At 65.0% G+C, this 17,290-nt stretch carries 20 protein-coding genes; 9 read left to right on the forward strand and 11 right to left on the reverse strand.

The genetic code is table 11. The features are described 5' to 3' along the window. The first annotated feature begins 62 nt into the window (after positions 1-62). Positions 63-584: a phage holin family protein gene (locus BKG76_RS08915; protein WP_070937336.1), complete on the forward strand. Its 522-nt coding sequence runs from the start codon at positions 63-65 to the stop codon at positions 582-584. A gap of 30 nt (positions 585-614) precedes the next feature. After that, complete coding sequence (locus BKG76_RS08920) at positions 615-1,577, forward strand: alpha/beta fold hydrolase (RefSeq protein WP_070937337.1); 963 nt, start codon at positions 615-617, stop codon at positions 1,575-1,577. Here the strand turns inward: BKG76_RS08920 and marP are convergent. The 4 genes from marP to nth are packed head-to-tail and all read right to left on the reverse strand — an operon-like array spanning position 1,551 to position 4,937. Further along, positions 1,551-2,816: an acid resistance serine protease MarP gene (gene marP / locus BKG76_RS08925; RefSeq protein WP_070937338.1), complete on the reverse strand. Its 1,266-nt coding sequence runs from the start codon at positions 2,814-2,816 to the stop codon at positions 1,551-1,553. The two genes, BKG76_RS08920 and marP, sit on opposite strands and share 27 nt — an antisense overlap. Further along, positions 2,813-3,544, reverse strand: a complete 732-nt coding sequence (locus tag BKG76_RS08930) for an NUDIX hydrolase (RefSeq protein WP_070937339.1) — start codon at positions 3,542-3,544, stop codon at positions 2,813-2,815. The genes marP and BKG76_RS08930 overlap by 4 nt, the downstream gene beginning before the upstream one ends. Before the next feature lie 3 nt (positions 3,545-3,547). Beyond that, positions 3,548-4,201 (reverse strand): TlpA family protein disulfide reductase, encoded by a 654-nt coding sequence (locus BKG76_RS08935; protein ID WP_070937340.1) that lies wholly within the window; start codon positions 4,199-4,201, stop codon positions 3,548-3,550. Between the two features lies 1 nt (position 4,202). Beyond that, positions 4,203-4,937: an endonuclease III gene (nth, locus tag BKG76_RS08940; RefSeq protein ID WP_236737586.1), complete on the reverse strand. Its 735-nt coding sequence runs from the start codon at positions 4,935-4,937 to the stop codon at positions 4,203-4,205. A gap of 218 nt (positions 4,938-5,155) precedes the next feature. On the opposite strand from nth, the gene BKG76_RS08945 reads away from it, so the two are divergent. Next, positions 5,156-5,518, forward strand: coding sequence for a hypothetical protein (locus tag BKG76_RS08945; RefSeq protein ID WP_070937342.1), 363 nt, complete (start codon positions 5,156-5,158; stop codon positions 5,516-5,518). Positions 5,519-5,614: 96 nt separating this feature from the next. Further along, a complete protein-coding gene (gene crp, locus BKG76_RS08950) occupies positions 5,615-6,289 on the forward strand; it encodes a cAMP-activated global transcriptional regulator CRP (protein ID WP_005063269.1) in 675 nt (224 codons plus the stop codon). Between the two features lie 10 nt (positions 6,290-6,299). Here crp and BKG76_RS08955 read toward each other — a convergent pair whose 3' ends face one another. The 3 genes from BKG76_RS08955 to BKG76_RS08965 are packed head-to-tail and all read right to left on the reverse strand — an operon-like array spanning position 6,300 to position 8,020. After that, a complete protein-coding gene (locus tag BKG76_RS08955; protein ID WP_070937343.1) occupies positions 6,300-7,145 on the reverse strand; it encodes a DMT family transporter in 846 nt (281 codons plus the stop codon). Positions 7,146-7,169: 24 nt separating this feature from the next. After that, the gene (locus BKG76_RS08960; protein WP_070937344.1) at positions 7,170-7,595 is read right to left on the reverse strand and encodes a MauE/DoxX family redox-associated membrane protein; all 426 of its coding nucleotides are present in this window, start codon (positions 7,593-7,595) and stop codon (positions 7,170-7,172) included. Beyond that, positions 7,595-8,020, reverse strand: coding sequence for a cupin domain-containing protein (locus BKG76_RS08965; RefSeq protein ID WP_070937345.1), 426 nt, complete (start codon positions 8,018-8,020; stop codon positions 7,595-7,597). The genes BKG76_RS08960 and BKG76_RS08965 overlap by 1 nt, the downstream gene beginning before the upstream one ends. Positions 8,021-8,094: 74 nt before the next feature. On the opposite strand from BKG76_RS08965, the gene pdxR reads away from it, so the two are divergent. Next, positions 8,095-9,528: a MocR-like pyridoxine biosynthesis transcription factor PdxR gene (gene pdxR, locus BKG76_RS08970; RefSeq protein ID WP_070937346.1), complete on the forward strand. Its 1,434-nt coding sequence runs from the start codon at positions 8,095-8,097 to the stop codon at positions 9,526-9,528. Here the strand turns inward: pdxR and BKG76_RS08975 are convergent. From BKG76_RS08975 to BKG76_RS24810, 3 genes are read right to left on the reverse strand one after another with little or no spacing between them, the layout of a single operon-like run. Further along, entirely contained in the window at positions 9,463-10,257 is a 795-nt protein-coding gene (locus BKG76_RS08975; RefSeq protein ID WP_070937347.1) for an MBL fold metallo-hydrolase, read from the reverse strand. The genes pdxR and BKG76_RS08975 overlap by 66 nt on opposite strands. Then, complete coding sequence (locus BKG76_RS08980) at positions 10,257-10,730, reverse strand: RidA family protein (RefSeq protein WP_070937348.1); 474 nt, start codon at positions 10,728-10,730, stop codon at positions 10,257-10,259. The genes BKG76_RS08975 and BKG76_RS08980 overlap by 1 nt, the downstream gene beginning before the upstream one ends. Next, a complete protein-coding gene (locus BKG76_RS24810; RefSeq protein ID WP_005063257.1) occupies positions 10,727-10,888 on the reverse strand; it encodes a DUF4177 domain-containing protein in 162 nt (53 codons plus the stop codon). The genes BKG76_RS08980 and BKG76_RS24810 overlap by 4 nt, the downstream gene beginning before the upstream one ends. 58 nt (positions 10,889-10,946) lie before the next feature. On the opposite strand from BKG76_RS24810, the gene BKG76_RS08985 reads away from it, so the two are divergent. Further along, positions 10,947-11,990 carry an ArsA family ATPase gene (locus tag BKG76_RS08985; protein WP_109420669.1) on the forward strand — a complete coding sequence of 348 codons (1,044 nt, stop codon included), beginning with the start codon at positions 10,947-10,949 and terminating at the stop codon, positions 11,988-11,990. Then, positions 11,987-13,108: an ArsA family ATPase gene (locus BKG76_RS08990; RefSeq protein ID WP_070937349.1), complete on the forward strand. Its 1,122-nt coding sequence runs from the start codon at positions 11,987-11,989 to the stop codon at positions 13,106-13,108. The genes BKG76_RS08985 and BKG76_RS08990 overlap by 4 nt, the downstream gene beginning before the upstream one ends. 100 nt (positions 13,109-13,208) lie before the next feature. Here the strand turns inward: BKG76_RS08990 and BKG76_RS08995 are convergent, their stop codons facing one another. Beyond that, positions 13,209-13,526 (reverse strand): WhiB family transcriptional regulator, encoded by a 318-nt coding sequence (locus tag BKG76_RS08995; protein WP_070937350.1) that lies wholly within the window; start codon positions 13,524-13,526, stop codon positions 13,209-13,211. Between the two features lie 259 nt (positions 13,527-13,785). Between BKG76_RS08995 and ponA2 the strand changes: the two genes are divergently transcribed. Beyond that, positions 13,786-16,221 (forward strand): transglycosylase/D,D-transpeptidase PonA2, encoded by a 2,436-nt coding sequence (gene ponA2 / locus BKG76_RS09000; protein ID WP_070937351.1) that lies wholly within the window; start codon positions 13,786-13,788, stop codon positions 16,219-16,221. A gap of 105 nt (positions 16,222-16,326) precedes the next feature. Further along, on the forward strand, positions 16,327-17,289 hold the full coding sequence (locus BKG76_RS09005; RefSeq protein ID WP_070939073.1) for a metallophosphoesterase: 963 nt from the start codon (positions 16,327-16,329) through the stop codon (positions 17,287-17,289). Position 17,290 lies beyond the last annotated feature (1 nt).

Genomic DNA, 17,290 nt, shown 5'->3' on the forward strand with positions numbered 1-17,290 from the left:
ATAGGCCGCACTAGTTTTCACCGGAATCACACCGGACCCGTAAGGGACACGGAGGGAGCACAGTGAGCAGCCCTGGAAGCCGCAACTACCGCACGGACAGCAATGGCGTTCCGATCACCGTCGCCGCCATCCCGCTGTCCGATCCGAACGCGACCGGCACCGGCGAACCCACCATCGGCAATCTCGTCCGTGATGCCACCGCCCAGGTTTCCGCGCTGGTGCGTGCCGAAGTGGAACTCGCCCGCGCCGAGGTCGTCCGGGACGTCAAGAAGGGCGTCGCGGGCAGCGTCTTCTTCATCGCGGCTCTCGTCGTCCTGTTCTACTCGACGTTCTTCTTCTTCTTTTTCGCCGCCGAGGTACTCAAGATCTGGCTGCCCGCCTGGGCCGCGTACCTGATCATCTTCGGCGCCATGGTGTTCGTCGCGATCCTCGCGGTACTGATCGGCTATCTCCAAGTCAGACGCATTCGTGGGCCTCAGGCAACCATCGAGAGCGTCAAGGAAACGGCCAACGTATTCAGCCGCGATGACGAGGCACCCTCGAGCCCCAAGGCCATCAAGCCCGCAGACCCGTCGGGCTGGTAGCCGACCCCGTCGGCTCGATACCGACACATCATGCTGTTTGACCAGACGGCCCGACACCCTGATCCGTCCGTGGTCCGCATCGTCGGGCCATGGCGCCATTTTGACGTACACGCCAACGGAATTCGGTTCCACGTGGTGGAAGCCGAGGCTCCCGACGCGGGGACCGTGGCCGTCACCAGCAGGCCACTGGTACTGCTGCTACACGGATTTGGCTCCTTCTGGTGGTCATGGCGTCATCAGCTGGGGGCGCTTACCGATGCCCGCGTGGTGGCCGTGGATCTGCGCGGTTACGGGGGCAGTGACAAACCCCCGCGCGGATACGACGGGTGGACGCTGGCCGGAGATACCGCCGGACTGATTCGCGCACTGGGCCACACCTCGGCCACACTCGTCGGCCATGCCGAGGGCGGACTGGTCTGTTGGGCCACCGCCAATCTGCATCCTCGCCTCGTCGATGCCATCGCGGTGGTCAGCTCACCGCACCCGATCGCGCTGCGCACTTCGACATTCCGCGGGACCGGCCAAGGCCGTGCGCTGCTGCCTTCCCTGATGCGCTACCAGGTGCCGATCCTGCCCGAGCGCACCCTGACACGTCATCGCGCCGCCGAGCTGGAGAACCTGATGCGCTCGCGCGCGGGCGCACAGTGGACCACCACCGAGGATTTCGCAGAAACCATCAAGCACCTACGCACCGCTATCGCGATTCCCGGTGTGGCCCACTGCGCGCTGGAGTACCAACGCTGGGCGGTACGCAGCCAATTGCGCAGCGAAGGTTGGCGCTTCATGCGGTCGATGAATCGTGAGCTGTCCATCCCGGTACTGCACATGCGCGGCGAGGCGGATCCGTACGTACTCGCCGACCCGGTACACCGCTCGCTGCCGTACGCACCCAACGGGCAGTTCGTGGCGCTACGCGGGGTGGGTCATTACGGCCACGAGGAAGACCCCGCGACCGTCAACGAACATCTACGGCGTTTTACCGGGCGGCGGTGACTGCGGCCCGTTGACGGGCTGCTCCGGCGACTTGTTGGCCTCGGGCGCGGAAATGCAGCTGCCGGTACTCACCGGATCGGCGAGCTCCGCCTTGGGGAGCTGATCCTTGACCTGCTTGGCGGTCAGCGCGAAGCCGGTGTCGTCGTCGTCGATCGCGGCCCCAAAGACCACACCGAGCACGCGGCCTTCGGTATCGATCAACGGGCCACCCGAATTGCCTTGCAGCACCGAACCCCTCACGGTGTACACCTCACGGGTCACGGTGGTGGATCGATAGATGTCCGGACCATTCAGTTCGATGATCTCCCGCACCCGCGCCGGTGACGCCTTGTAGTTCCCGCCGCCCGGGTAGCCGAGCACGATCGCATCGTCACCGGTCTTGGCCGGCTTGGGCGCGAAAACCAGCGGCGTCGCGGGCATATCAGGAACCGCGAGGATGGAGATGTCGGCACCCGGGTCGTAGGACACCACAGTGGCGTCGAAGGTCTGTCCCGCCGACTCGACGGTGACGCTGTTGGTGCCGGCCACGACGTGAGCGTTCGACATCACCCGATGCGGCGCGATGACGAATCCGGTTCCCTCGAGCGATTTTTGGCAGCTGCGGGCGATGCCCTTGATCTTGACGACACTCGGCTCGGAGCCGCGCACCACCGGGCCGTCGGCGAGCGTCACGTCGGGTGCGTCCACCGCGGCGATCGGCGTCTTGCCGAACGGCTGCAACACACTGGGCAGCCCCGAGGTGTCCAACAGTTTCGACAGGTCGTTGGGAACCTTGCGCAACTGGTCTGGCGCGTACTTGTCGACCTGGCTCAATACCTTTGAATCACGCGCTGCCGCAGAGATGTTCGGCTGATTGGAGCTCTGCATCGGGATGGAGAGCAACCACGCGGCGACCAGCACGGCGGCCACCTGGAGCACCACCCCCACCACGGAGTCCCCGGCACGCAGTGCGCGGTTCTTGATGGCGCCACGCATGGCCCGGCCCAGCACCACGCCGGCGACCTCGCCGATGACCACCAGCACCAGGATGAGGAGCAGGGAGGCGAACAACTTGGTGCGCGACCCTTCGATGTTGGCCACCACGTGCGGAGCCAGCATGATGCCGGCCACCGCACCCAGGATCACCCCGACGAAGGACATGAGAGAGCCCAGTGCGCCGGAACGCCAGCCTGATACGGCCGCGATGAACGCGACGGCGATGACGCCGATATCGAGCCACTGCGACGGATTCAGATTCATACCGACCCTCCCAGGTGCTCGGCCAGCAGCTCATCAAGATCACGAAGGTTACGAGTGTCCCACGGCTGCGCCCAGCCGGACACCTCCAGCATCGCCGAGATGATCTGTCCGGTGAAGCCCCACACCAGCATCCCCGGCAGCAGGAACGCCGGACCGCTGTACCGAATGCCAAATGTCTTCTTGGTCACCATGATCCGATTCGCCGGATCGACAAGGTCACCGATCTTCACTCGCGATACCTCCGCGGTCTCGCCAGGATCGACGGCCAGCACCGGGCCGGGATCGGGCGAGTACGCAAGCACCGGTGAGACGTGGAAACCGGACGGCGGGATGAACAGCGAGTCCATCACCGTCAGCGGCTGTACGCGAACGGGGTCCAGTCCCGTCTCCTCCTGCGCCTCGCGCAGGGCGGTACCCACCGGTCCTCCGTCGCCCGGGTCGGTGGCGCCGCCCGGAAACGACACCTGTCCGCTGTGCTGGCGCAACGTCGATGCGCGCACCGTGAGCAACAGGTCCGCCTCGGTCGGGTCGGTCACCGCACCGTCGGCAGATACCAACACCAGTACGGCAGCTGGCCGGCCGGAAGAAGGCAGCTTGCGTGCCTGCAGTATCGCCTTGACCGCCGGGTGCACACCGCGGCCATAGATGTCCTTGACGCTGGCGGCGTTGTCCACCAGCGGTCGCATCCAGTCTGGGGCGGCATCAGGAGCCAAGGGGGCGACGGTCATCGACTAGAACCTCACTCCCAACGCTTGCTCCACTTCGGCACCGATCTCATCCGCCGAAGTGAACGAACGCGGTAGCACTCGGGCAACGCTACCGTCCGGGCGGATCAAAATGGTCGTGGGCATCACATTCGGCGACTTCAGCGCGGCCGCGATCCGCCGGGCTCCATCCTGGATCATCGGCAGGCGGACGTGTAATTCGGCAAGCCTGTTCAGCCCGGCCGCCTCGTTCTCGTCTTGGTGCACGGTGATCACGGTGAGCTTGTCCCCCGCACGCCGCTGCAGTTCGGCCATCGCGGGCAGTTCATCGGCACAGGGACCGCACCAGTAGGCCCACAGATTCAGCACCACCTGATGCCCGGCGAGTACCGAACCGACCGGCACCCGAACCCCACTGCAGTCCAGCGTTATCCCGGCAAGCTCGGGCATGCCCGGGTTGGTGCTCGCGGGCGGGCACGGCGGCAACTGCGCCTGACGGCGCAGCTCCGCGAGAGCTTCCGGGGTATCGGCGTCTCGGTGTTCTCGCGAGGCGACGGGCTCTTGGCCCGGCGATCCACGCCGCTGCTGATCGTGTTGCTGCGACAACATGACGGTGATCAGCGCCGCGACCAGCACCACCCCGACGATCGTCCACCGGGCCCCGGTGTTGAGTCGAGCCACGTCACAACCCGGCCAACGCCAGCAGGTGCTCGGTCTCCGGACCCTTCACCAGTGGTGCGGCCAGCTCCGGATCGGTCGGGCCCAGCCCGTAGGACGGACAGTCCTTGGCCAGCACACAGACACCACAGGCGGGCTTGCGGGCGTGGCACACGCGCCTGCCGTGGAAGATCACCCGATGGCTGAGCAGGGTCCAGTCCTTGCGCTCGATGAGCTCCCCGACAATGTGCTCAACCTTGACCGGATCTTCTTCCTCGGTCCACCGCCAGCGACGCACCAGTCGGCCAAAATGTGTGTCAACGGTGATGCCTGGTATGTCAAAGGCGTTGCCCAGAACAACATTTGCGGTCTTGCGGCCGATGCCGGGGAGGGTCACCAGATCCTTGAGCCGCGGCGGTACTTCGCCGCCGTAGCGCTCCACCAACTGCGCACCCAGACCCATGATCGAGTTCGCCTTGTTCCGATAGAAGCCCGTGGTGCGAATCATCTCTTCGAGCTCTGCCCGATTGGCCCCCGCATAGTCCTCGGCGGTGCGGTACTTGGCGAACAACGCGGGCGTCACCATGTTGACCCGGACATCGGTGCATTGGGCCGACAGGATGGTGGCGACCGCCAATTCCAGCGGGTTGGTGAAGTCGAGTTCGCAGTAGACGTGCGGAAATGCTTGCGCCAGAGTGCGATTCATCCGTCGTGCGCGACGGACCAGCCCGGTGTGCGTCTCGGGCTTCCAGGCGCGGATCGGGGTTGGGGTCTTCGCCGACGATTTCGCTCTGGACTTAGAGGTGGATCCGGTCGTTGACACAATCCCAGCGTAACCGGAGGCCGCCGCGGCCCAGGGCACCGATTACACCCTTGCGCAGGACAAACCGGTTGTTTTTCGTGACCTCGCCGAGATCTTGAACGTGTTTACTTCAACCCGTGTCGGGCCTATTCGGTTTGTTGGTACCCGGACTTCTCATGCTTGCCAGCCTTGGGCTGGGAAAGCTGGAAGCCGGGTTGATGCGGCATACCTTGCAACCAAGTGAGGTCGCCGATTTTCTGGACCAGGCAAGTCCGTCGGATATGAATCGCCTCGCCCGCGACGGCATGCCGTCGGCCATCGAGGGTTTGCACCGGCGTCAACTGCAACGCATCGAGCCGTCTTTGGAAGCGGTTTATCAGGCCACCACGAACAGCCACAACCAGCCACGAATCAACGGTCCGTCCATGAGACCTGCGCGCGCGCTCGGTACCCCCAGCCTGCGCGAAGAGGCCGTACCGTCCATGCGTTCGCGGCATTCGGTGGTGGATTCACTGCGTGCCGGTGGCGCAGCGGTGTAGCTTGGATCACGTTCTTTCGCGACCTGGCCTCTAGACTCATAGCGACGTGAGCAGGCCAGCGTAAGCATGACTAACGAATTTGGGTAAGGGGCAAACGTGGACGAGATCCTGGCAAGGGCCGGAATCTTCCAGGGTGTCGAACCGAGCGCCGTCTCGGCGCTCACCAAGCAGCTGCAGCCGGTTGACTTTCCGCGCGGGCACACGGTGTTCGCCGAAGGCGAGCCTGGCGACCGTCTGTACATCATCATCACCGGCAAGGTGAAGATCGGTCGCCGGTCTCCTGATGGCCGCGAGAACCTGCTGACCATCATGGGACCGTCGGACATGTTCGGTGAGCTGTCGATCTTCGACCCGGGTCCCCGGACGTCGAGCGCCACCACCATCACCGAGGTACGCGCGGTGTCGATGGACCGGGACGCGTTGCGCGCCTGGATCGCCGACCGCCCGGAGATCGCCGAGCAGCTACTGCGCGTGTTGGCCCGCCGCCTGCGTCGCACCAACAACAATCTCGCCGATTTGATCTTCACGGACGTGCCCGGCCGCGTGGCCAAGCAGCTCCTGCAGCTCGCCCAGCGATTCGGCACCCAGGAGGGCGGCGCCCTGCGGGTGACGCACGACCTGACCCAGGAAGAGATCGCTCAGCTGGTGGGTGCATCCCGCGAGACCGTGAACAAGGCACTGGCCGATTTCGCGCACCGCGGCTGGATCCGGCTGGAGGGCAAGAGCGTCCTGATCTCGGACTCCGAGCGTCTGGCCCGTCGCGCGCGCTAGCTCCCGCGCATCAGCGTGATGCGCTGAAGGCCACCGCCGCTACGCACACAAGCGTCAGCACCGCACCGGCTTGTTGCACCCGGCCGAGCCGCTCATGCAGCACCACCCGGGCGATGAGAACCGTCACCACCGGGTACAGCGACGACAGGACGGCCGCGACGCCCAAGCTTCCGTGCGCGGAGGCGTAGGTGAACAGCAGCATCGCCGACGTGTCGAGGACACCCGCGAAGGGCACCACCCCGAACGGTGGGCGCAGGTTCTCACGCAGGCTCTTCCAGCTGAACGCTCCGAGTATCAGGATCAGGATGACCTCGGTGGCGCGGGAGATCACCACCGCCTCGACGGGGTGATACCTGCCTGCCTCGGCGAGCAGGATCATGCAGACCCCGAACATCACCATGCAGAAAAACGACCATGCGAGCACTCGTCGTCCCGGTCGCTGCCCGTCCAGCCCTTCCGAGGCCGACGCCAACATGACGCCGACGAGAGTGCCGGCCAGCCCCAGGTAGGTCAGGCCCGAAAGCGACTGCCCGATCATGGCGCCCCACAGCACCGGGACCACCGCACCGACCGCGGCAATCGGCGAGACCACGCCCATCGGGCCGATGGCAAGAGCGCGATACAGCGCGTAGAGAGCAGTGAAAGCTGCTGGGCCGGCGAGCATTCCAAGCAGCGTGCGACCGTCGAAATGCGATGACGAGGTGATCAGCGCGACCAGGCTCACCACCGCCAGCCCGACGGGGCGGCTCAACGTCAGTACCGCGAGCGTCGATCGCCGCTTGCTCGCGTGGCCACCGATGAAGTCGCTGATGCCCCAGCTGAGCGAGCCCGCGAGGGCGAGGGGAATCGAGTTCACGGTTCCCCGACGCTACCCGCGGGCTTATCGCAGCAGCGAATCGAGACTGAAGGGCACAGGCCCACCGCGCGAGAGATGAGCGAGCGCGAAGGCCGCCATCATCGCCGACGTCACCGAATAGGCCAGCATCACCGAGGGTCCCAGCGACACCGTCATAGCAAGTGCGAAGGTCGCGAGCAGGGCACCCGCGACCAACCCGGTCCAGGGCACGAAGATCCCCACCAGCAGCGCGACGGCGATAGTCAGCTCCGCAGCGGTGGCCACCCACGCCAGGATGGTCAACAACTCCCCGTCGACGAATGGCACCAATTGGTGCGTGTACTCCCGGAAATGTTGCATATCGCCCCAGCTGACCCAACTTTTACCGTTGGGCCCAAGCCATCCGAGCCGGTCGGCCACAGCGCTCAAGAACGACGCCGCCAGGGCGAGGCGCAGGCCAAGAATCAACATCACTGGTCCGGCCGGTCATAGATGGTCAATGGCTCATCGCCGGTGTCCATGATGATGTCCGCGAACAACACCGCAGGCGCCGAGCTGCTCAAATTCTCCGTTCGTAAGTGGTGCGCGCCCGGCTCCTCGTACCAGTACTGCCCCGCCGAGTAGTCGCGAACACCGTCTCCCTCCACTTCATTACGGAGCGTGCCGGACTCCACAAATGCCTGAATGAAGGCCGAGCCTGCGTGCCGATGCGGGGGGCTCACCGCTCCTGGCGGGAAGTCGACGCGAACGATCACCAACGATTTTCCCGGGATGTTTGAAATCTCCCGGGAAGAGACCACGGTTACCGTCGGCGTTCTCTTCTCGGGCTGCGCGCTGGCGATCGGTATCGGCGCCAACGCCGCCAGCAGCAGCGACAACGCAATGCGAATGAACATGACGCAATCCTGTCCCGCTCAATGGTGCAGGAAAAGGTTCAAGACTTACGTAAAATCTTGTACCGTCAGCCGGCGTGGATCCCGCATTGGAGCTAGACGTAACGCGCAACTCTCCAAGGTCGCTGTCCGAACAGATTCGGTTGGGTATCGGCGCCGCAATCCGGGAGGGCCGTCTGGCGCCCGGGGCACGGCTACCGTCGTGGCGCGATCTCGCCGTACAGCTGGGAGTAGCGCGAGGTACCGTCCGCGTCGCCTATGAGCGTCTGGTCGACGAACAGCTGATCGTCGCCCTCGGTCCGGCAGGCACCTTTGTCGAAGACCGGTTGCCCACGCAGCCTGCTGTCGTCCCGGCGACTCCATCCGTCCGCATGTTGGCGCCGCGAATACCCATCGAATTCGACACGCCGCCACGGCCATTTCAGGTAGCCGTGCCCGCACACGATGCCTTTCCGGTGGCGCAATGGTCGCGCATCGCCGCGCGAGCGACCCGCGCGGTTGCCGAGCGTGGGATTTTCAACGCCGACCCCCGGGGCGAACCCGCACTACGGCGCGAGATCGCCGCACATCTTTCCATCGCACGTGGACTGCGCTGCACCGCCGAGCAGATCTTCATCACCAGCGGCTACGCGGGCGGACTCGGCATGGCACTGCGGGCGCTCCAGTTGCGCACCCCCACAGTGTGGACAGAGGACCCCGGATACCCCTTTACCCGTGAGGGATTGAGGGTCGCCGGACTTTCGCCGGTGCCGGTGCGAGTCGACGAGGAAGGGATGGTTGTCGACGAAGCCCTGGCCACCGCGCCGACGGCCTCGCTGGCAGTGGTCACGGCCGCACAGCAGTCACCACTGGGTATGTCGCTGTCGTTGGCGCGGCGCCGCGAGTTGCTGTCCTGGGCCGAGTCGGCTGATGGCTGGGTCATCGACGACGACTACCTCAGCGAGCTACAGCTGGCCGGGCGCGCCGCACCAGCGCTGGCCTCACTCGACCAGCACGGCCGGGTCATTCATGTTGGCTCGTTCAGTAAGACCATTAATCCCGCTCTGCGCCTTGGATTCATCGTGGTGCCCACCGCACTCATCGATCGATTCGACGCCATCACATCGCTATCCCCCGCCTCGGGCACCAACACCCAAATCGCGGTCGCCGAGTTCATGCGTGACGGGCATTTCCTGCGCCACCTGCGACGCATGAAACGTCTATACCTACGCCGCAGAGAAGCCGTTGAATCCACCCTGGGACAACGGTTTCCGCTCACGCGGCTAGCTGGGCCGATGATGCTGTTACAGCTGCCGGCCGGCGTCGACGATGTCGAGGTCGCCAGCCGCGCCTGGGCATCGGGCTTTGGTGTCGCACCCTACTCACCCTGGTTCCACGACGAGCGGAATTGCCAGCGCGGCTTAGTATTTGGCGTAGCCAATACGCCAGCCGAGGCCGTTGCGAAGCTAGCTGGAGACCTGGCGCAGGTAATCGAGCTGAGCCTGCACGGACCACTCGGCGGCGCCCCATAGCGACGGATCCACATCGGTATACACGAATTCGACGACCTGCCGCGCCGAGGCCTCGTCACCCAATGCCGCCAGCGCCGCGCGGACCTGGTCCAGCCGCTGCTCGCGGTGCGCCAGATATTCGGCCGAGACCGCCGAGAGGTCGCTTCGCTCCGGGCCGTGTCCGGGCAGCACCGTGCGCTTACCCAGGCCCTCAAGGCGTTTCAGCGACTCCAGGTAATCGCCCAGACCGCCGCCATCTTGCGCGATGACCGTGGTGCCCCGCCCGAGGATGGTGTCCGCGGTCAGCACCGCGTCATCGAGCACGAAAGAGACCGAATCATCGCTGTGCCCCGGCGTCGCCAGCACCGAGATCGACAATCCCGCGACATCGATGCGTTCACCGTCGGCCAGCGCCACCGAATCGCCGCGCAGCCAGGCCGGATCCGCGGCGCGTACCGGGGCACCGGTCAGCTCTACCAGCCGATCGACACCACCGGTGTGATCGAAATGTCGATGGCTCACCAATACCAGGGCCACCTTGCCGATCTTCGCGAGCTCCTCGACGTGCACATCGGGGTCACCGGCGGCGACGCCCGGGCCCGGGTCGACGATGACGATCTCGTCGCTGCCCGGAGCCCGCAGCACCCAGGTGTTGGTGCCTTCGAGTGTCATCATCCCTGGGTTGTTGGCCAGCAGCACCGAGGCGGTCTCGGTGACCGGACGCAGCTGCCCATAGGCGGGATGGGTCATCAGGCGGAGACTTCCGCGCGGACCTCCACGATGATCTCGACCTCGACCGGCGCGTTGATCGGCAGCTCGGCGACACCCACGGCCGAGCGCGCATGCACCCCGGCATCCCCGAACACCTCACCGAGCAACTCCGAGGCTCCGTTCACCACGCCGGGCTGACCGGTGAATCCCGGTGCCGACGCGACGAATCCGACGACCTTGACCACCTTCACGACATTGTTGATCCCGACCAGGGCATCCACCGCGGCCACCGCGTTGAGGGCGCAGGTACGGGCGAGCGCCTTGGCATCTTCCGGGGATACCTCTGCGCCGACCTTGCCCGCGGTGACCAGGCTGCCGTTCACCATGGGCAGCTGCCCCGAGGTGTAGACGTGGTTACCGCTGCGTACCGCGGGCTGATACGCCGCCAACGGCGCAGCGACGGCGGGCAGTTCGATTCCCAGCTCCGCCAGTCGCGCGCTGTGCGTGCTCACTTCGACCGCTTCAGGTAGGCGACATGCTGTTCACCGGTGGGTCCTGGCAGCACGCTCACCAGCTCCCATCCGTCGCTTCCCCATTGATCCAGGATCTGCTTGGTGGCGTGTGTCAACAGCGGGACGGTCGCGTACTCCCACGCGGTGCGTTCGGTCATATACGCACCCTAGGGCGTTCGGGATTGCCAGTCGATGCCGGACAGTTAGCATGCTCGCGTGGTGAACACTTCCCCTGACTCCCCCAGCGACGCGGCTGCGGGGCACCCCTTAACTGCGTGGCCTGCGCGAGTCGCGAATGCACGGCTGCACTTTGTGACCGGCAAGGGCGGGACGGGAAAGTCGACCATCGCCGCGGCGCTGGCCCTCGCGCTGGCCGCGGGCGGCCGCAAGGTGCTGCTGGTCGAGGTCGAAAACCGGCAGGGCATCGCCCAGCTTTTCGACGTGCCGCCGCTGGCGCCCAAGGAACTCAAGATCGCCACCGCCGAGGGCGGCGGAGTCGTGAACGCGCTCGCCATCGAGATCGAGACGGCGTTCATGGAATATCTCGAGATGTTCTACAACCTGGGCCTGGCCGGGCGCGCGATGAAGCGCATCGGTGCCATCGAGTTCGCCACCACCATTGCGCCGGGTCTGCGTGACGTGATCTTGACCGGCAAGATCAAGGAATGCATCGTCCGCACCGATAAATCGGGGCGACACGTGTACGACGCCGTCGTGGTCGACGCACCACCCACCGGCCGGATCGCCCGCTTCCTGGATGTGACGTCCGCGCTGTCCGATATCGCCAAGGGCGGCCCGATTCATTCGCAGTCCGAGGGGGTGCGCAGGCTGCTGCACTCGGACCAGACGGCCATCCACTTGGTGACCCTGCTTGAAGCGCTGCCCATGCAGGAAACCGCCGAGGCCATCGCCGAACTCAGCGCAATGGGGATGCCGGTGGGCAGTGTCATCGTCAACCGAACTGTGGTTCCGCACCTGTCACCCACCGATCTGGACAAGGCGGCCGAGGGCGTGATCGATGCCGACGCGGTGCGTAAGGCGTTGACCGATAACAACGTAACCCTCTCTGACGTCGACTTCGCCGGTCTGCTTACCGAGACCATCGAGCACGCGACGCGGATGCGGGCGCGCGCCGAGAGCGAGGAACTGCTCGGCGAACTGCAGATACCTCGGCTGGAATTGCCCACCCTGGCCGACGGTGTCGACCTGGGCAGCCTCTACGAACTGGCCGAGAGCCTGGCCGAACAGGGAGTCCGATGAGCACCACACCTGCCGTCTTGGACATGGCGGCCATCCTCGAAGACCGCAAGAACCGCGTCGTGGTGTGTTGTGGCGCAGGCGGTGTCGGCAAGACGACCACCGCGGCATCTGTGGCGCTACGCGCCGCGGAGTACGGCCGCACCGTGGTGGTGCTGACCATCGACCCGGCGCGCCGGCTGGCGCAGTCGCTGGGCATCGAGGATCTGGGCAATACCCCACAGCAGGTGAACATCGAGGGTCTCAAGGGTGAGCTGTACGCAATGATGCTGGACATGCGTCGCACCTTCGACGAGTTGGTGGTCCAGCACGCGGGATCCGATCGCGCACAATCGATTCTGGACAACAAGTTCTATCAGACCGTCGCCACCTCCATGTCGGGCACGCAGGAGTACATGGCCATGGAGAAGCTGGGCCAGCTTCTGCACGAAGACAAGTGGGACCTGATCGTGGTGGACACGCCGCCGTCTCGCAATGCTCTGGACTTCCTGGACGCGCCAAAGCGTTTGGGCAGCTTCATGGATGGCCGACTCTGGAAGATGCTGCTGGGCTCCAGCCGCGGCCTGGGGCGCATCGTCACCGGAGCCGTCGGCTTGGCCATGAAGGCGTTGTCGACGGTGCTCGGCTCGCAATTGCTTTCCGATGCTTCGATGTTCGTGCAGTCGCTGGACTCCACATTCGGCGGATTCCGCGAGAAGGCCGATCGCACCTACGAGCTGCTGCGGCGGCGCAGCACCCAATTCATCGTGGTGTCGGCCGCCGAGCCCGACGCGCTGCGTGAGGCCACTTTCTTCGTCGAGCGGCTGACTCAGGAGGGCATGCCGCTGGCGGGGCTCATCCTCAACCGCACCCATCCCACGCTCTCAAGCCTGACCGTCGAGCGTGCTGTCGACGTCGCCGACAACATCGAAGAATCGGGCGAGTACAGCCTGCCCGCGGCGGTGTTGCGGGTTCACGCCGAGCGCGCGGCGACCGCGAAGCGGGAGATCCGGCTGTTGTCGCGGTTCACGAGCGCCAACCCGTCGGTCCCCATCGTCGGGGTGCCCTCGTTGCCGTTCGATGTCTCTGACGTGGATGCACTGCGCGCCATCGCCGACCAGATCACCGGCGTCGCTTCCTAACGAGCTACCCCTAAAACGCAGCGAGCGCGCACTTGGATGCTCGAATCTTCGCGGATTCGGTGCCCCATGTGCGCGCTCGGCGTCTTAAGTGTTTGAGCGTCTAAACGGCGCTCTTGTGCTTGCGCTGCGCGGCGAAGAAGTCAGCCCAGGATTCCACCTCGGGATGAGCCTTCAGCATCGCGCGACGCTGCCGTTCGGTCAGTCCGCCCCAGACCCCGAACTCCACACGGTTATCCAGCGCGTCGGCGCCGCATTCCATCATCACGGGGCAGTGCCGGCAGATGACCGCAGCCTTGCGCTGCGCCGCTCCGCGTACGAACAACTCGTCAGGGTCGCCCTGTCTGCATCTGGCCTGAGAAACCCAGGCAATGCGCGCTTCTCCACCATCGATCGATACCGCCGTCTGCAAAGCACTCATGGCTGGCCGTGAAGCTGACACAGGCAATCCCTTCTATCACGAGCGGCCCCTCGAGAGGCGTGGGCCACAGTCCGCTTGGTGTGTAACTTGAATCACACCGTGAGATCAAGTTAGTGGTCAGAGATCTTCAACGCAACATCTGAATCGAATTTTTTGGGACGGTTGTGCCGACAACGTCTTTTCATCGCCCCGCGGAGGCCCTGCGTTACCAACCAACTACCCCGCAGACACCTCTGAGGACGCCACGTACCCTGTGCGTATGCCAGAACGGCTGTCCCCCCCTGAACCCCCCGCCACGACTCTCGCGAAGCTTGCGGGCTGCGGACTTGTCGCCGCGGTGGTCCTGGCCGGGCTGATGTTCCCCTTCGCGGGTGGATTCGGGCTGGCATCCAATCGTGCGTCCGACGTGGTAGCCAACGGCTCCACCCAGTTGCTTCAGGGCGAGGTGCCCGCCGTCACCACGGTGGAAGACGCCAAGGGCAACAAGATCGCGTACCTCTACACACAGCGACGTTTCGAGGTGCCCGCCGACCAAATCGCCGACACCATGAAGCTGGCCCTACTGTCCATCGAGGACAAGCGCTTCACCTCGCATAACGGTGTCGACTGGAAGGGCACGCTGGGCGGCTTGGCCGGATACGCCTCCGGCGACGAGGGCACGCGCGGTGGTTCGACGATCGAACAGCAGTATGTGAAGAACTACCAGCTGCTGGTGGTGGCCAAGACCGACGCGGAGCGCAAGGCCGCCATCGAGACCACCCCCGCCCGCAAGCTCCGCGAGATCCGGATGGCGCTGCGGCTGGATCAGACCTTCACCAAGCAGGAGATCCTGACCCGGTACCTGAACCTGGTGTCATTCGGCAACAACTCCTTCGGTGTGCAGGATGCCGCACAGACCTACTTCGGTGTCGATGCCAAAGATCTGAACTGGCAGCAAGCCGCCATGTTGGCCGGCATGGTGCAGTCCACCTCCGGACTCAATCCCTACGTCAACCCCGAAGGCGCACTGGCACGCCGGAACCTGGTGCTCGACACCATGATTGCCAACGCCCCGGAGAAGAAGGACGAGCTGCTGGCCGCCAGGGCACAGCCCCTGGGCGTGCTGCCTCAGCCCAATGAACTGCCCCGCGGGTGCATCGCCGCAGGTGACCGCGCGTTCTTCTGCGATTACGTGCTCGACTATCTGGCCAAGTCCGGTATCAGCAAGGACCAGGTGATGAAGGGCGGATACCTCATCCGCACCACGTTGGACCCGGATGTGCAGAACTCCGTGAAGCAGGCGGTATCCCACATCGCCGATCCGGGTCTCAACGGCATCGCCAACGTCATGAGCATCATCAAGCCGGGGCAGACCATCCACCCCATCTTGGCGATGGCCTCCAGTCGTACGTACGGCCTGGACGCCAACACCTACCAGACCATGCAGCCCCAACCCTTCTCCCTCGTCGGCGACGGCGCCGGCTCGATCTTCAAGATCTTCACGGTCGCTGCGGCCATGGATATGGGCATGGGCATCAACACCGTGCTGGATGTGCCGCCCACCTTCGCGGCCAAGGGCCTGGGCAGCAGTGACGGCTCCAAGGGATGTCCCAAGGACAACTGGTGCGTCAAGAACGTCGGCAATTACCGTTCCCCGATGAGCATCACCGACGCCCTCGCGACCTCCCCGAACACGGCGTTCGCCAAGCTCATTCAGTCGATTGGCGTGTCCAAGGCAGTGGATATGGCCGTCAAGCTGGGTATGCGTTCCTACGCCGAACCAGGCACCGCCAAGCCATACGACCCCGAGGGCGACGAGAGCCTGGCGGACTACATCAAGAAATACAACCTGGGCTCGTTCACTCTCGGCCCGATTCAGATCAATCCACTCGAATTGTCCAATGTGGCAGCCACTCTGGCTTCGGGTGGCAAATGGTGCCCACCCAACCCCATCGACAAGGTCTTCGACCGCCACGGCAAGGAAGTACCCACGACGGTCGAGGCCTGCGAACAGGTGGTGCCCACGGGACTGGCCAACACCCTGGCCAACGCGATGAGCAAGGACGACCAGCCCGGCGGTACGGCCGCCGGTTCCGCCGGATCGGTGGGATGGAACCTGCCGCTGTCCAGCAAGACCGGGACCACCGAGGCGCACCGGTCGTCGGCATTCCTGGGGTACACCAACAACTTGGCCGGAGCGAGCTACATCTACGACGACTCGACTACGCCCGGCGACCTGTGCTCCTTCCCGCTGCGCAAGTGCGGAGACGGAAACCTCTACGGCGGCAACGAGCCCGCGCGCGCCTGGTTCGAGGCGATGAAACCGATCGCCGACAACTACGGTCCGACCGTGCTGCCGCCCACCGAGCCGCGGTACGTGGAAGGTGGTCCGGGGTCCAAGGTGCCCAGCATCAACGGTCTGCGCGAGTCCGAGGCCCGGGATGTCCTCAAGAAGGCCGGTTTCAGGGTGGCCGACCAAGCCAGCTCGGTGAACAGCACGGCGCCGTTCAACGAGGTTGTGGGTACCAGCCCATCCGGAACCACCATTCCCGGTTCCGTCATCACCATCATGCTCAGTAACGGCATCCCGCCGGCACCGCCGCCCATTGTCTTTCCCGGCATGCCCGGTATGCCGCCTGGCGAGATGACCACCACCATCGTGAACATCCCCGGCCTGCCGCCCATCACGGTGCCGGTGCTGGCGCCGCCTCCGTGATCTAGCCCTCGGTCTTCACGCAGGCGGTTCATCCGCGAGGAGAAATTCGCCACGTTTTGCGGTGGTGATCAGGGGTACCTCAGCTTTCGGAGTTACTCTCGGATGATGAGTACGTCGTTGAACACGGTCATCAAGCGGGCGGCGGCCTACTCGGCAGGTTCGGCCGCGCTTGGCATCGGGTACGCGTCGATCATCGAACGCAACGCGTTCACCGTGCGCGAAGCGACGATGGATGTACTCGATCCCGGTGCTTCTCCGTTGCGCGTGCTGCACATCAGCGACATCCACATGCGGCCCGGCCAGCGCCTCAAGCAGGCCTGGTTGCGTGAATTGGCACAGTGGCAGCCGGACCTGGTGATCAACACCGGCGACAATCTGGCGCACCCGAGGGCGGTGTCCTCGGTAGTGCAGGCGTTGGGTGACTTGCTTTCGGTCCCAGGACTTTTCGTCTTCGGAAGCAACGACTACTTCGGACCGCGGCTCAAGAATCCGGCCAAGTACCTGTACAAGAGCGATGAGCGCAAGCACGGCGAACCACTGCCGTGGCAGGATCTGCGCGCCGCGTTCACCGAGCGCGGTTGGCACGATATGACCCACACCCGACACGAGCTGGAGGTCGCCGGAGTGCGGATCGCGGCCGCCGGGGTGGACGATCCGCATCTGCACCGCGACCGCTACGACACCATTGCCGGGATGCCCAATCCGCTGGCGACACTGCGGCTGGGGCTGACCCACTCACCCGAACCGCGGGTGCTGGACCGTTTCGCCGAGGACGGCTACCAGCTGGTGATGGCAGGTCACACCCATGGCGGGCAGCTGTGCCTGCCGTTTTACGGGGCGATCGTCACCAACTGCGAGCTGGACCGTTCCCGGGTGAAGGGCCCATCGCAGTGGGGTTCACACATGCAGCTGCACGTGTCGGCGGGTATCGGGACGTCACCGTTCGCACCGATGCGGTTCTTCTGCCGTCCGGAGGCGACGCTACTGACCTTGGTGCCGGCGCGCGTCGGCAGCCAAGGGGCCGATGCCGAATCCGGTGACCGGTCGCCCAGCGCTACCGTGCAGTGAC

It is taken from the genome of Mycobacteroides franklinii (genome assembly GCF_001853795.1).
Taxonomy (GTDB): Bacteria; Actinomycetota; Actinomycetes; order Mycobacteriales; family Mycobacteriaceae; genus Mycobacterium; species Mycobacterium franklinii.